This window comes from Nonomuraea sp. 3N208, from assembly GCF_052245935.1.
In the GTDB taxonomy this organism is placed as follows: domain Bacteria; phylum Actinomycetota; class Actinomycetes; order Streptosporangiales; family Streptosporangiaceae; genus Nonomuraea.
In genome coordinates, this window is the sequence record NZ_JBQQBR010000028.1 from 106,461 (window position 1) to 119,995 (window position 13,535).

At 70.5% G+C, this 13,535-nt stretch carries 12 protein-coding genes; 8 read left to right on the forward strand and 4 right to left on the reverse strand.

Annotation, left to right across the window (positions count from 1 at the left end):
* The first annotated feature begins 32 nt into the window (after positions 1-32).
* A complete protein-coding gene (locus ACTWPT_RS36745; protein WP_443182120.1) occupies positions 33-740 on the forward strand; it encodes a FadR/GntR family transcriptional regulator in 708 nt (235 codons plus the stop codon).
* A 55-nt stretch (positions 741-795) separates the two neighbouring features.
* Here the strand turns inward: ACTWPT_RS36745 and ACTWPT_RS36750 are convergent, their stop codons facing one another.
* Positions 796-2,202, reverse strand: a complete 1,407-nt coding sequence (locus tag ACTWPT_RS36750; RefSeq protein ID WP_443182121.1) for a sulfatase family protein — start codon at positions 2,200-2,202, stop codon at positions 796-798.
* Positions 2,203-2,317: 115 nt separating this feature from the next.
* Here ACTWPT_RS36750 and ACTWPT_RS36755 point away from each other — a divergent pair, with 115 nt between their 5' ends.
* The 3 genes from ACTWPT_RS36755 to ACTWPT_RS36765 are packed head-to-tail and all read left to right on the forward strand — an operon-like array spanning position 2,318 to position 4,767.
* Positions 2,318-3,319: an LLM class F420-dependent oxidoreductase gene (locus ACTWPT_RS36755; protein ID WP_443182122.1), complete on the forward strand. Its 1,002-nt coding sequence runs from the start codon at positions 2,318-2,320 to the stop codon at positions 3,317-3,319.
* 43 nt (positions 3,320-3,362) lie between these two features.
* Positions 3,363-4,010: a response regulator gene (locus ACTWPT_RS36760; protein ID WP_443182123.1), complete on the forward strand. Its 648-nt coding sequence runs from the start codon at positions 3,363-3,365 to the stop codon at positions 4,008-4,010.
* Between the two features lie 46 nt (positions 4,011-4,056).
* Positions 4,057-4,767 (forward strand): DUF4328 domain-containing protein, encoded by a 711-nt coding sequence (locus ACTWPT_RS36765; RefSeq protein ID WP_443182124.1) that lies wholly within the window; start codon positions 4,057-4,059, stop codon positions 4,765-4,767.
* 13 nt (positions 4,768-4,780) lie between these two features.
* Here the strand turns inward: ACTWPT_RS36765 and ACTWPT_RS36770 are convergent, their stop codons facing one another.
* From ACTWPT_RS36770 to ACTWPT_RS36780, 3 genes are read right to left on the reverse strand one after another with little or no spacing between them, the layout of a single operon-like run.
* On the reverse strand, positions 4,781-8,410 hold the full coding sequence (locus ACTWPT_RS36770; RefSeq protein WP_443182125.1) for a DNA polymerase III subunit alpha: 3,630 nt from the start codon (positions 8,408-8,410) through the stop codon (positions 4,781-4,783).
* Positions 8,410-8,676, reverse strand: coding sequence for a DUF6504 family protein (locus ACTWPT_RS36775; RefSeq protein ID WP_327590012.1), 267 nt, complete (start codon positions 8,674-8,676; stop codon positions 8,410-8,412). The genes ACTWPT_RS36770 and ACTWPT_RS36775 overlap by 1 nt, the downstream gene beginning before the upstream one ends.
* 59 nt (positions 8,677-8,735) lie before the next feature.
* Positions 8,736-9,503 (reverse strand): GntR family transcriptional regulator, encoded by a 768-nt coding sequence (locus tag ACTWPT_RS36780; protein ID WP_443182126.1) that lies wholly within the window; start codon positions 9,501-9,503, stop codon positions 8,736-8,738.
* A gap of 112 nt (positions 9,504-9,615) precedes the next feature.
* Between ACTWPT_RS36780 and ACTWPT_RS36785 the strand changes: the two genes are divergently transcribed.
* The 4 genes from ACTWPT_RS36785 to ACTWPT_RS36800 are packed head-to-tail and all read left to right on the forward strand — an operon-like array spanning position 9,616 to position 13,500.
* Entirely contained in the window at positions 9,616-10,770 is a 1,155-nt protein-coding gene (locus tag ACTWPT_RS36785; RefSeq protein ID WP_443182127.1) for an ABC transporter substrate-binding protein, read from the forward strand.
* Positions 10,767-11,591, forward strand: a complete 825-nt coding sequence (locus ACTWPT_RS36790) for an ABC transporter permease (RefSeq protein WP_443182128.1) — start codon at positions 10,767-10,769, stop codon at positions 11,589-11,591. Before ACTWPT_RS36785 ends, ACTWPT_RS36790 begins: the two co-directional genes overlap by 4 nt.
* Positions 11,579-12,430: an ABC transporter permease gene (locus ACTWPT_RS36795; RefSeq protein ID WP_443182129.1), complete on the forward strand. Its 852-nt coding sequence runs from the start codon at positions 11,579-11,581 to the stop codon at positions 12,428-12,430. The genes ACTWPT_RS36790 and ACTWPT_RS36795 overlap by 13 nt, the downstream gene beginning before the upstream one ends.
* Positions 12,427-13,500, forward strand: coding sequence for an ABC transporter ATP-binding protein (locus tag ACTWPT_RS36800; RefSeq protein ID WP_443182130.1), 1,074 nt, complete (start codon positions 12,427-12,429; stop codon positions 13,498-13,500). Before ACTWPT_RS36795 ends, ACTWPT_RS36800 begins: the two co-directional genes overlap by 4 nt.
* Positions 13,501-13,535: the final 35 nt, after the last annotated feature.

Genomic DNA, 13,535 nt, shown 5'->3' on the forward strand with positions numbered 1-13,535 from the left:
AGTATGGTCAGACCATATCAGGGAGGTCACGGGTGGACGGCGGAGGCTGGCGTCCGGTCAAGCGCACGCGGACGTTCGAAGACGTGCTCGCGCAGATCGAGCGGCGCATCGCCGAGGACGGCCTGACGGCCGGCGACCGCCTGCCCGCCGAGCGCCAGCTCGCCGAGCAACTCGGCGTCAGCCGCTCGTCGGTACGGGAGGCCATGCGTGTGCTGGAGACGCTCGGCGTCGTGTCCTCGCAGGTCGGCCGGGGCCCGGACGCGGGCGCCGTGCTGATCTCCCGCCCGGACTCCGCGCTGACCGACCTGCTCAGGCTGCACCTCGGGCTGGCGAGCCTGGAGCTGCGCGAGGTGATCGACACCCGGCACATGATCGAACAGTGGGCGGCCTCCCGCGCCGCCGTTGCGCGGGCCGACACCTCGGCGCTCGCCGCCGCCCTGTCCGGGATGGACGCGGCGCGGACGGCGGAAGAGTTCGTGGAGCACGACACGGCCTTCCACTGCGCGATCGCGGACGCGTCGGGCAACCGGCTCGTCGCCGCCATCATGCGCTCGCTTCGCGACTCGATGCGGAGATATGCGGTCGAAGCGGTCGAGCGGCTGGGCGACACGTCGATCCTGCGCGCCGACCACGTACGCATCCTGGAGGTCATCGAGCGCGGCGAGGCGGACGAAGCCGTACGAGCCGTGTCCGAGCACCTGGCGCACGCATACCCGTCGCTGTTCTCGGACGGCCGCTGACGCTTCTCACGAGCCATGCCGGATCCGGTCATCGTCGTGGCGTGCGGAGAAGACGTCATTCCCGCATATCGGCTTCCCTGCAGCTCGCCCCCGAGCACGCCACCATCCCCGCCAGCCGCTCATCGAGACCGGACAGCAAGGCGGGATCGGCGCTGCCCGCCAGGTTCCGCAGTTGGTAGGGATCCGTCTGCAGGTCGTACAACTGCCGCTCCCCCGTGTCATACCGCACATACGTGTACCGCTGGGTACGCAACGCCTGATAGGCGGGCACAGGCGTCTGCCTGGACGACGCGCGGTTGGTCGGCCTGGTGAACTCGACCAGCACGTTCTTCCGCCACCGCGCCGGCGGGCTGGCCCGCAGCAGCGGCACCAGCGACCGCCCCTCCGCGAACGCCGGCGGCGTGGCCCCGCCCAGCTCGGCGATCGTGACCGCCAGGTCCACCGTGACCCCCATCTGCGTGATCGTGGAGCCGGGCTTGACGCCCGGGCCGCGGACCACGAGCGGGATCTTGATCGCCTCCTCGAACGGGGTGGTCTTGCCCTGCGCGAGCCGGTGCGTCCCGAGATGGAAGCCGTTGTCCGAGGTGAAGATGAGGTAGGTGTTGTCCAGCCGCCCGGTCTGCCGCAGCGCCTCGACGACGGAGCCGACGAGGTCGTCCACCCCGAGCATGGCCCGTAGCCGGGCGCGGTGACGCTCGTCGATCGCGTCGATCGTCAGTTGCTCGAGCACTGGCAGGCTGCGGAGCCAGAGCGGCTCCGCGCTCACGTCCTGCTGGTTGAACGACGGTGTACGCGGCGCCATGGCCAGCGGGAACGCGCCCGCGTGCCGCCAGGCGGGGTTGGCCGGATTGTGCGGCGCGATCGGTCCCAGATACAGGAAGAACGGCTCCGTGGACCCGGCGATGAAGTCGCGGCTCTTGCGGGCCAGCACGTCGGACAGGTAGTCCTCCTCGATCCAGCCGTAGTCGGCGAGCGTGCCGTTCTCGTTGAGCCGGTAGCCGTACTCGTCGTAGAGGTTGCGTACCGGCACGGCCCACTCGTCCCAGCCGGGCGGCACATATGTCTCCTCCGCGGTCCGGCCGGGGTAATGGTTGAGGAATTTGCCCATCAGCGCCGTGCGGTATCCGGCTTGCTGCATCCAGGTGCCCAAGGTGGAACGTTCCAGCCCTTGGGCGTGAAAGCTGTCGAAGCCCCCTTCCGGGGCGGTGTTGGTGAGGACGCCATGGCTGTGAACGTACTGGGAGCGCAGGATCGACACCCTGGACGGACAGCACCACGAGTTCGTCACGAAGAACCGGTCGAACGAGGCGCCCTCGCGCACCAGGTGCCGGGTGATGTTGGGGAAGTACGCCAGCGTGCCCGCTTCCAGGTCGTCGACCACGATGAGGACGACGTTCGGCCTGGACGTGCTCGCGGCCGCCATGGGCTCGGCGGCTGGGAGCAGCAGGAGGAGCGAGAGCAAAAGACAGGCAACGTGACAGAGACCTTTGACCACGGAGTGTGACTTCCCCGGAAGATCCTCCATTGACACCCGCGCCCGCCGCACCCGTAATAGAACTTAATTCCGGAGGTGTCCTATGAAGCTCGGGCTCCAGTTGGGTTACTGGCAACGCCACGCCGCCGACGCGACCGAGACAGTGCTCGCGGCCGAGCGGCTCGGCTACGACTCGGTGTGGACGGCGGAGGCGTACGGGAGCGACGCGTTCACGCCGCTGGCCTGGTACGGAGCGCGTACCAGCCGCATCAAGCTCGGAACGTCGGTCGCACAGCTCTCGGCCAGGCCGCCCGTGACGACGGCGATGACCGCGATGACCCTCGACCACCTCACCGGCGGCCGGTTGCTGCTCGGCGTGGGCGCGTCGGGGCCGCAGGTGGTGGAAGGCTGGTACGGGCAGCCGTTCGCCAAGCCCTTGGCCAGGACGCGTGAGTACGTCGAGATCATGCGCAAGGTCTGGCGCCGCGAGGAGCCCGTGACGAGCGAAGGCCCGCATTACCCGCTGCCGTTGGCGGGCGGCCTGGGCAAACCGCTCAAGCTCATCACGCATCCGCTCCGCTCGGACATCCCTGTCTATCTCGGGGCGGAGGGCCCGAAGAACGTCGCTCTGGCCGCCGAGGTGGCCCAGGGCTGGCTGCCGCTGTTCGCGTTCCCCGCCAAGATCGAGGAAATGTACGGGGAGTCGCTCGCGGGCGCCCCCGAGGGCTTCGACGTGGCCGCCATGGTGATGGTGATCGTCTCCGACGACGTGCGGCCGGCGCTGGACGGCGTGAAGATGATGCTCACGCTGTACATCGGCGGCATGGGCGCCAGGCACCGCAACTTCCACGCCGACATCATCGGCCGGATGGGGTACGCCGAGGCCGCCGAGCACATCCAGGCGCTCTACCTGGCCGGACGGAAGGATGAGGCATTCCGGGCGATCCCGGACGAGCTGGCCGACGGCATCTCGCTCGTCGGCCCGCCCGGCCGGATCAAGGAACGACTCGAGCTGTGGCGCAAGAGCCCGGTCACGAGCCTGCTGGTGATGGGCCCGCGCGACGAGCCCTCGCTGAAGCTGATCCGCGACCTCGTCCTGGGATAGCGGGGCCCGCCGGCAACGCGGGGGCGTCTCTAGAGTTGTGGCCGTGACTATTCGGGTTCTCATCGCCGACGATCAGCAACTGGTACGTACCGGCTTCCAGATGATTTTGGACGCTCAACCGGACATGGAGGTCGTCGCGGCGGTGGCCGACGGGGCCGAGGCCGTCGCCGAGGCGAGACGGCTGCGGCCGGACGTGTGCCTGCTCGACATCAGGATGCCCAAGCTCGACGGGATCGAGGTGACGCGGATCCTGGCCGGTCCGGGGGTGGACAATCCGCTGCGGGTGGTCATCGTCACGACGTTCGATCTGGACGAGTACGTGTACGGGGCGCTGCGCTCGGGCGCGACCGGGTTCCTGCTCAAGGACAGCGGGCCCACGCTGCTGATCGAGGCGGTCAGGGCGGCCGCGGCGGGCGACGCGCTGGTGTCACCGTCGGTGACGGTACGGCTGCTGCAGCATCTGACCGGGCCCCGGCGGGCCGCGCTCCCGGCGAACAACCCGCTGACCGACCGCGAGCTGGATGTCGTGCGGCTGGTGGCCAGGGGGCGGACCAACCAGGAGGTCGCCGCGGAGTTGTTCGTGTCCCTGTCGACGGTCAAGACGCATCTGGGAAGCATCCAGGCCAAGCTCAGTGTCAGAAATCGGGTGGGAATCGCAGCTTGGGCGTGGGAATCCGGCGTGGTGAGCTGATTAATGACGGGGCTGGCGGGATACAAGTGAATCAGAACCTCAGCGCATGGCCCGGGGGGAGAACATCGTGCGCTACACCCAGGCACCGCCTACCAGAGCCGCCTCTGCCGTCTACGTGACTCTCGTCGCGCAAGTCCTCTCCCTCGCCGCTCTCGTGATCTTCGAACACACCCGCGGTCACCGGCTGGCCGCCCAGCTCGCCGAGTTCGGCGGCCGGCCGCACGGGGCCGACGCGGAGGCGGTCGTGGGGGCCGTGACGGTGTTCGCGCTGCTGATGATGCTGGTGGCCGGCACCTCGATCGCGGCGGGCGTCGCCTACGTGACGTGGCTGGTGCGTGCCAGGCAGGCCAACGACCGCTCGGCCTCGACGGGTCCGGTCGCCGCCGCGTGGCTGATCCCCGGCGTCAACCTGGTCGCTCCCATGGTGCTGGTCGACGAGGTATGGCGGGGGGCCAGGCCGCCCGCGGGGCAGCGCGGGCGGTGGCTGGGGCTGCTCGCCGGGTGGTGGGTGAGCTGGCTGGCGGTGCTCGCGCTGATCACCGTCCGGCTGCCGCTCGACTCGTCCGCCGGGGATCTGACCGGGGTGGGGGTGCTGGAGCTGGGGTGCGCGGCGGTGGCGGCGGTGTTGTGCGCGTGCACCGTACGGGAGCTGACGCGGCTGCAGCGTACGTCCCGCTCGCCCCTTGCCACGATCCGTACGTTCTCCCACCATCCCCACCCGGCCCCGGGCTCCACACCGCTCGGCCGCACCAGCTGACCCGGGGGCGGGGTCAGGCCGCGGTGGGGCCGGAGCTGCCCGGGCTGGCGTGCCACAGTCGCCCGGGCGGGGTGACGATGGCCGGGCCGAGGTCGGAGTAGGGCGAGAGGCGGAAGCCGTTGGGGTACTCGATGCGGCGCCCGCTGACCCCCTCTTGCTCGTCGGGCTCCCGGGCGAGCAGCGCGCGGACCGCTTCGATCCCCTGGGATCGCCACAGCGCATCCAGGTCCGTCAGGTCCCAGCAGTCCACCGCCCGCATCGACACCGCCCGCGTGCCCGTGCGCCGGACCACCCCCTTGGCCAGGAGGAGCCACGACCCGAAGACGGTCGCCGCGCACCGCCCCTGCACCGACTCGAAGAACGTCAGGTCGATCGGCCCGGTCGAGTCGTCGAGCGTGGTGAAGATGACGCGCTGGCCCGAGCGCACGGCAGGCGTCTGCGTCGCCACCTTGACCCCCGCCACCAGCAACTCGGCCCCATTGCGCTGCCTGAGAAGATCCTTGGAACGTACCACTCCGAGCAGGTCGAGCAGCTCGTCGTGGAAGCTGACGATGTGCCGGCTGACGTCGATGCCGAGGATCTCCAGCTCGGCCTCGACCATCTCCGCCTCCGTCATCTCGGGCAACTCCCCCGGCGGCAAGTGCTCGGTGAAGCCCAGCGGGAGCTGCACGGAGGGCTCCTCCGGCGGGGAAGGGCGCGCGGAGGTGTAGCGCTTGGAGGTGCGCGAACCGGCCCGCACGCCGCTGGACGAGGCCCGCTCCAGCGCACCGACCTGCGCGATCAGGTCGCGTCTCGTCAGCTCGCCGGGCCGCCAGCGCGGCCCGCCCGGGTGCAGGTCGTGCAGCGCGTCCAGGCCGCCGACCTGGACGATCCGCTCGATCGTGGGCCGCGAGGGCCGGGCGCGGTCCCAGAAGTCGGCCAGCGACGTGTACGGCTGCCCGGCGACCATCCGCTCGACCTCCGCCTCGCTCACCCCCTTGATCGCCGAGAACGGGACACGCAGCGCGTACCCCTTGCCGATCTCCCCGATCCTGAACTCCACCCGCCGGCCTTCCGAAGACCGCGCGCGGACCCGGGCGCGCGGCCCGAGCCGCTCCACCTGCCAATCCTTGCCCGACTTGTTGATGTCGAGCGACAGGATCTTGATCCCGCACTGCCTGGCCTCGTCGATGATGACCCGCGGCGGGTACATGCCGGGCTCGTGCGTGAGCACCCCGGCGAAGAACGCCGCCGCGTGGTGCCGCTTCAGCCAGGCCGACTGGTACGTGGGCAGCGCGAACGCCGCCGCGTGCGCCTTGCAGAACCCGAACGCCCCGAACGCGTCCAGCACCTGCCAGGCCCGCTCCACGGCCGCGTCGTCGAAGCCGTTGGCCTGGGCCAGGGGGACGAACGCCCGGCGCACCCGCGCGCGCCCCTCCGGCGTGTCGAGCGTGCGCCGCAGCTTCTCGGCGTACGACAGGTCCCGCCCGGTCATCTCCGAAATGATCTTTAGGACCTGCTCGTGGAACACCACGACGCCGTGCGTCTCCTTCAGCGCCTCCCGCAGCCGCTCGTGCGGGTAACGCGGCTGCCGCCACCCGTGCCTGGCCTCCAGGTAAGGAGTGACCATGTCGGAGTTGACCGGCCCCGGCCGGAACAGCGAGATGTCCACGATCAGGTCGTGCAGCGTGCGCGGCTCCAGCTTGGCCACCAGCTCGCGCTGGCCCGGCGACTCGATCTGGAAGCAGCCGAGGGTGCGGGCGGCGCAGATCATGTCGTAGGTGTCCTGGTCGTCGTGTGGGACGTATTGAACGCCGGAGTCGTCCCCGCGCTGGGTGTCCAGCTCGACCACGACGTCGTCCACGCGTTTGATCTCGCTCAGCGCGTACGCCATCGCGGACTGCATCCGCACGCCCAGCACGTCGAGCTTGAGCAGCCCGGCCTCCTCCACGTCGTCCTTGTCGAACTGCGACATCGGGAACTCCAGCAGGCTGCGCTCCACCGGCGTCCTGTCCCGCAGCCCCGCGTTGCCGATCAGCACGCCGCACGGGTGCAGCGCGATGTGCCTGGGCAGGCCGTCGAGCTTCTCCGCCAGCCGGAAAACCCGGTCCAGGCCCGCCTCGTTGAGCCGGCTGTCACGCAGCTCCGGCAGGTCGTGCAGCGAAGCGGTGATCTGCTTGGCCCTGATGTGCGGGAACGCCTTGGCGACCGCGTCGATCTCGTGCGGCGGCAGGCCCATCGCGGCGGCGACGTCGCGGATGGCGCTGCGCGCCCGGTAGGTCTCCATCATGGACACGCAGGCCACGCGGGCCTCGCCGTACTGGTCGAAGATGGCCTTGTAGCAGTCGAGCCGGCGGGCCGATTCGACGTCGACGTCGATGTCGGGCAGCCCGATGCGGCCTTCGGACAGGAACCGCTCCATGAGCAGATCGTGGTGGAGCGGGTTGACCTCGCCGATGCCGATGAGGTAGTTGACCAGGCTGCCGGCGCCCGAGCCGCGGATGGCGCAGCGAATGCCCATGCCGCGGATCATGTCGGTGATGCCGGCCACGGCGATGAAATATCCGGACAGGCGCTTCTTCTCGATGATGGCCATCTCGTCCTGGAGGCGCCGCGCGGCCTCGGGCGAGCGGTCGAGGCCGCGCCGGATCAGCCCGTCCTCGACGCGGTGGCGCAGCAGCGGCACCGGGTCGCGGCCGATCTCGGGCAGGTGCAGGTTCGGCGGCTCGCGGCGGAGCGCGAGCAGGTCCAGCGCCTCCATCGAGCACGCCTCGGCCAGCCGCCTGGTCGTGTACAGCAGCCGCGCCACCCGCTCCTGGTCCGCGCCGCAGACCTTGGCCGCCACCTGCCACATCTCCTTGGTGCTCTTGAGGTAGGCGTGAGAGGTGGTGCGGTCCAGGTGGCGAGGGTGCAGCGGGACGAGCTGGCGGGCCGCGTCGAGCACGTCGCCGACCTGGTGGTCGGCCGGGTCCAGATAGCGCACCGCGTTGGTCAGCACGGCGGGCACGCCCATGGACTCGGCCAGGCCGAGCATGCGCACGGCCGTGGTGGCGTCGCGGTAGCCATACTGGTCGACCAGCTCGATCACGACGCCGGGCACCGCATCCCGCCACAGGCCGAGCAGCGTCCTGGCGTGCTCGTCGCGCCGCTGGGCCACCGCGCGGCCCACGTCGGACCTGGGGCCGAGCAGCACGACCAGGCCGTCCTCCGCGCCGAACCCGTGGTCGCCGCCCGGTCCATCATCGGGCTCGCCGGCCCATTCGCCGACCAGCTCGCGGGTCACCTCCGGTTTGCCGCGCTCCCCCGCGTAGTGGGCGGCCGTGACCAGGCGGCACAGGCGCGACCAGCCGCGGCCGCGGGCGAGCACGGTGATCCGGTCCTCGGCGTCCGGGCCGGTCTTGGGACGACGGGGGGCGGGCAGGCCGGGAAGCAGCGATGGGGGCGGGGCGGCGAACGCCAGGTTCACACCGAGCACCGGGGCGATCCCGGCCTCGGCGCACGCCTGGGCGTGCTTGATCGCGCCGTAGAGGCCGTCGCGGTCGGTCAGCCCCAGGATGTCCATGCCGAACTCGGCCGCCCGGCGCACCAGCGCCTGCGGGAAGGCGGTGCCGTAACGCATGGAGTAGGCGGAGCACACGTCGAGGTGCGGGAACGGGGGCGCCATCAGTCCCACGCCCTCAGCAGCAGCCAGCCGTTGCCGGCGGTGTCGTAACGCAGCTCGTACGAGCCGACCTCGCGCCCCGGACTAGCCTCCACCCGCCAGAACTGACGCTCACCGGGGTCGCCCTCGCTGGTCTTCCACCACTCGCGCGCGACCACCCAGTGGTCCAGGACACGGCGAACGAGATAGAGCCGATCGCGCCAGACGAACTGGGTCGGCTCCCCGTCCCTGGTCCACACCTCTATCGGATCGCCATAGAGTCTGCTCAAGACGCTTCTCCCCGCGGCTCTGGTCCTCTATCTGAGCCACCCGGGGGAAGGCGGGCGCTTTATAACTCGAACATATGTTCTCCGGCCCTAGATCGCAAGTCGATCGCCTGCCGCACGAGCGGATTCGCGCCGATCGAATTGCGGATGCTGAAGGCCACGCTGCCTGTGCGGTAACGGTCGTCGGAGGTCTCCACGGGGCGGCCCTCATGGGTGGTGGTGATCCTGCGCTGGCGCAGCAGCGGGCTGCCGCGGCGCACCACCAGCAGACGGGCGTCCTGGACCCCGGCGGAGACCGCGTCGATGAGGTGCTCGCCGTAGGCGAACACGAGCCCGATCGCGTCGTACAGCGCCTCGGTGACCGACTCGCAGTCGGCGGGCAGCCGCTCGACGGCGGGGGCCACCCACTCGGCGTACACCGTCCGCTCGATCAGGACGGGCTCGCCCTCCAGTGTGCGCAGGCGCAGCACCTCGAGCACCTCGCAACCGCCCAACCTGGCGGACTCGGCGGCGCTCGCCCGGCGGCGGCGCTGCTCGATCACCTGGCCGCCGAAGCGGTAGCCGCCCGCGCGCGCCCACTGCGCGAAGCTGTGCAGCTCGGCGAAGCTCTGGCTGCGTGCGGCGCCGAGCACGATGCGCCTGGCACCCTGCCTGGAGCCGACCAGGCCCTCGGCGACCAGCACGGCCACCGCCTGCCGCACGGTGCCGCGGGCAGCGCCGAAACGTCCGGCCAGCTCGGCCTCGCTGGGGAGCTGGGAACCGACCGGGTACGCGCCGGAGAGCATCTCCTCCCGCAGCTCATCGGCGATCAGTTCATAGCGCGCAACCAAGGCCGTCCTCTCCCATTCACGAAAGAGCAACATTCATGCGACTTACTAGTGCTCGCTTGTTTGTACAAGTTCCTCTAGTTTCTTTCCACACCCCCTGCACAATGGAGGCGTTGTGTTCACATCTCGCGCCCGCGCGGCCGGCGTTGCCGCCGCACTCACCGTAGTCACCGCGGCCTGCGGCGCCGCCCCCGGCACCCAGGCCACCACCCAGGCGTCACAAGGCGGGGTCAACGCGGCCACCGCCACCTCCGCCGCCGACTTCGGCGGCCTCGACAAGCTCGTCGAGGCGGCCAAGAAGGAGGGCAACCTGCACGTCATCGCCCTGCCGCCGAACTGGGCGAACTACGGCGAGATCATCGAGAAGTTCCAGGCCAAGTACGGCATCAAGATCGAGAGTGAGACCCCCGACGCGGCCAGCGCCGACGAGATCAACGCCGTGAAGACCCGCAAGGGCCAGGACCGCGCCCCCGACGTGCTGGACCTCGGCCAGTCGTTCGCGCTCAGCGGCGCCGCCGAGGGACTGTTCGCGCCGTACAAGGTGCAGACGTTCGACAAGATCCCCGAGGGGCAGAAGGAGCCGACCGGGCTCTGGGTCAACGACTACGGCGGCTACGTGTCGATCGGCTGCGACGCCAAGAAGATCAGCACCTGCCCGACCAGCTTCGCCGACCTGCTCAAGCCCGAGTACAAGGGCAAGGTCGCGCTGAACGGCAACCCGACCAAGTCCGGCTCGGCCTTCGCCGGCGTGTACGCGGCCTCCCTGTCCACCGGCGGCTCGTTCGACGACATCCAGCCCGGCATCGACTTCTTCAAGAAGCTGAAGGAGGCCGGCAACTTCAACCCGGTCGAGACCACGCCGGCCACCATCGAGAAGGGCGAGACCCAGATCAGCATCGACTGGGACTACAACAACGCCGCCTACGCGCCCCAGATGACGGCCAAGGGCATCGACTGGAAGGTCAACGTGCCGTCCGACGGCAAGTACTTCCAGATGTACGCCCAGGCCATCAACAAGGACGCCCCGCACCCGGCGGCGGCCAGGCTGTGGCAGGAATACCTCTACAGCGCCGAGGGCCAGAACCTGTTCCTCAAGGGCTTCGCCCGCCCCGTGCTGCTGCCGTCGATGACCACCGACGGCACCGTGGACACGGCGCTGGCCGAGAAGCTGCCCGCGGTGGACGGCTCGCCCACGTTCCCCACGCCCGCGCAGGTGGACGCGGCCAAGGCCAAGCTGGCCAGCGGCTGGGACACCGCGATCTCGGGATGAACAGGACCCGTTCGAAGGGCTGGCTGGGGGCACTGCCCCTGCTGGCGTTCTTCGCGCTCGTCTTCGGCGTCCCCGCCATCGCACTGGTGGCGGGGGCGTTCACCGCTCAGGGGCGGCCGAGCCTGGCGAATCTGGCGCAGAGCCTGCAGGGCGGCTACCTCAACGCCATGATCGGCAGCGTGCGGTTGTCGGCCGTGGTGGCGCTGCTGGGGGCCGTGCTCGGCACGTTCCTCGCCTATGCCGTCGTGACCTCGCGCTCCACGCTGCTGCGGGAGGCGGTGCTGACGGCCTCCGGGGTGCTGGCCAACTTCGGCGGGGTGCCGCTGGCCTTCTTCTGGATCGCCACGCTCGGCAACTCGGGCGTGGTCAGCGGCCTGCTCGGGCTGCCATCGGGCTCGCTCTACACGTTCTGGGGCCTGGTCGTGGTCTACCTCTACTTCTCGATCCCGTTGATGGTGCTGGTCATGGCGCCGGCGCTGGACGGGCTGCGGCCGCAGTGGCGCGAGGCGGCCGCGAACAACGGCGCCACCGCCTGGCACTACTGGCGCTTCGTGGCGCTGCCGGTGCTGACGCCGTCCATGCTGGGCGGGGTGGTGCTGCTGTTCGGCTCGTCCTTCTCCGCGTACGCCACCGCGAACGCCATGGTCGGCACCGTCGTGCCGCTCGTCACCCTGAAGATCGCCAGCGCGCTCACCGGTGACGTGCTGATCGGCTACGAGAACATCGCGCTGGCGCTCAGCCTCGACATGATCGTGGTGGCCGGGCTGGTGATGGCGATCTACCTGCCGCTGCAGAGGAGGAGCTCCCGATGGCTGCACTGACCGGCCTGGAGCCCGTCGCCGCGGTCGCCAGGCCGCCCGCCCGGCCGCGGGTGTGGCGCGGGGTGGTGTTCCTGCTGGCCGCCGCGTACTTCCTGATCCCGCTGGGGGCCTCCTTCTGGTACACGGTCTACACGCCTGTCGAAGGCGTGTCGCTGTCCGCCTACGGTGAGCTGCTGACGGCCGACGGGTTCGTGCGGTCGCTGCTGCTGTCCCTGGGGCTGGCGGCCGCCACGATCGTGCTGGTGCTGCTGCTGGCGCTGCCGGCGATGTTGGCCGTGCGGCTGTTCGCGCCGCGGCTGCGGCCGGTGATGGAGGTGTTGTGCACGCTGCCGCTGGTGGTGCCGCCGATCACGTTCGTCGCCGGGATCGGGACGTCGTTGCGGGTGGGGACCGACGTGCTGGCGCCGACGCCGTTCTGGGCCACGATCATCGCGGTGCAGGACCCTGGGTTCCCCGTGGTGCTGGTGCTGGCGTACGTGGTGCTGGTGCTGCCGTTCGTCTACCGGTCGCTGGACGCAGGGCTGCGGACGATGGACGTGCGGACGCTGGTCGAGGCGGCCCGCAATCTGGGCGCCTCGTGGCCGCATGTGTTGTTCAGGGTCGTCGTGCCCAACCTGCGCTCGGCGCTGGCCAGCGCGTCGTTCCTGACGCTGGCGCTGGTGCTGGGCGAGTACACCGTCGCCAGCCTGCTGGGGTACGAGCCGTTCGCCGTGTGGATCGTGACCGTCTCCGGCTCCGCGGGGCAGCTCTCGGTCGCCGTGTCGATCCTCAGCCTGCTGCTCATCTGGCTGCTGCTGCTGGCCGTGTCCACCGTCTTCGGTAGGGAGAAACAGAAATGACCGCATCCGTGGAGTTCCGCGGGCTCCGGCGGGTCTTCGGCAAGACGATCGCGCTGGACGGCCTCGACCTGGTCATCGCGCCCGGCGAGTTCGTCGCCCTGCTCGGGCCCTCCGGGTGCGGCAAGACGACGGCGCTGCGGTGCGTGGCCGGGTTCGAGCGGCCGGACTCGGGCGCGGTGCTGGTGGACGGCAAGGACATCACGAACGTCCCCGCCAACAAGCGGGACGCGGGCATGGTCTTCCAGTCCTACTCCCTCTTCCCGAACCTCAACGCTCGCGACAACGTCGCCTTCGGCCTGCGGGTACGCAAGGCGCCCGCGGCGGTGCGGCACGCCAAGGCGGACGAGCTGCTTGAGCTCGTCGGGCTCCCCCAGCACGCCGACCGCTACCCGCACCAGTTGTCCGGCGGCCAGCAGCAACGCGTCGCCCTGGCCCGCGCGCTCGCGCTGGAGCCGCGCGTGCTGCTGCTGGACGAGCCGCTGTCGGCGCTGGACGCCAAGGTACGGGTGGCGCTGCGGGAGGAGATCCGGCGGCTCCAGCTCGACCTCGGCATCACCACGATCTTCGTCACCCATGACCAGGAGGAGGCCTTGTCGGTCGCGGACCGGGTGGCGGTGTTGCGTGACGGGCGGCTCGAACAGGTCGGCTCGCCGGCCGAGGTCTACGACCGGCCGGCCACCCCGTTCGTGGCGGAGTTCGTCGGCACCATGAACCACCTGGCCGGGCAGATCACCGGAGACCAGGTGTCGGTGCTCGGGCAGCTCCTTCCTGTGGACGGGGCGGTGCCCGACGATCCGGCCGTGGACGTGCTGATCCGTCCGGAGGCGGTACGGGTCGTCCTGGACGAGGACGGGGCAGCCGAGGTGGTCGCCGCGTCCTTCCGCGGCGCCTCCGTGCGGCTCCGGCTGGCGGTCGAGGGCGGGGAGGTCCTCGCGGACGTGCCCGGGCACGAGGCGGCCAAGCTCGGGCCCGGGACGCGGGTCGAGGTCCGGCTGGTGGAGCGGCCGGTGCTGGTGGCGGCTCGCACGGTCACGGTGCCCGCCCCCGTCGTGGCCGCCGATGCCGTCTGACCCCGGCGGCCGCCGACCTGACCGGCCCGGCGCTC

Bases quoted from the DNA above. Each gene is read 5' to 3' on its own strand.
- ACTWPT_RS36755 (WP_443182122.1), top strand. From the start codon at position 2,318: ATGAAGCTCGGGCTCCAGTTGGGTTACTGGCAACGCCACGCCGCCGAC.
- ACTWPT_RS36765 (WP_443182124.1), top strand. From the start codon at position 4,057: ATGGCCCGGGGGGAGAACATCGTGCGCTACACCCAGGCACCGCCTACC.
- ACTWPT_RS36770 (WP_443182125.1), bottom strand. From the start codon at position 8,410: ATGGCGCCCCCGTTCCCGCACCTCGACGTGTGCTCCGCCTACTCCATG.
- ACTWPT_RS36790 (WP_443182128.1), top strand. From the start codon at position 10,767: ATGAACAGGACCCGTTCGAAGGGCTGGCTGGGGGCACTGCCCCTGCTG.
- ACTWPT_RS36795 (WP_443182129.1), top strand. From the start codon at position 11,579: ATGGCTGCACTGACCGGCCTGGAGCCCGTCGCCGCGGTCGCCAGGCCG.
- ACTWPT_RS36800 (WP_443182130.1), top strand. From the start codon at position 12,427: ATGACCGCATCCGTGGAGTTCCGCGGGCTCCGGCGGGTCTTCGGCAAG.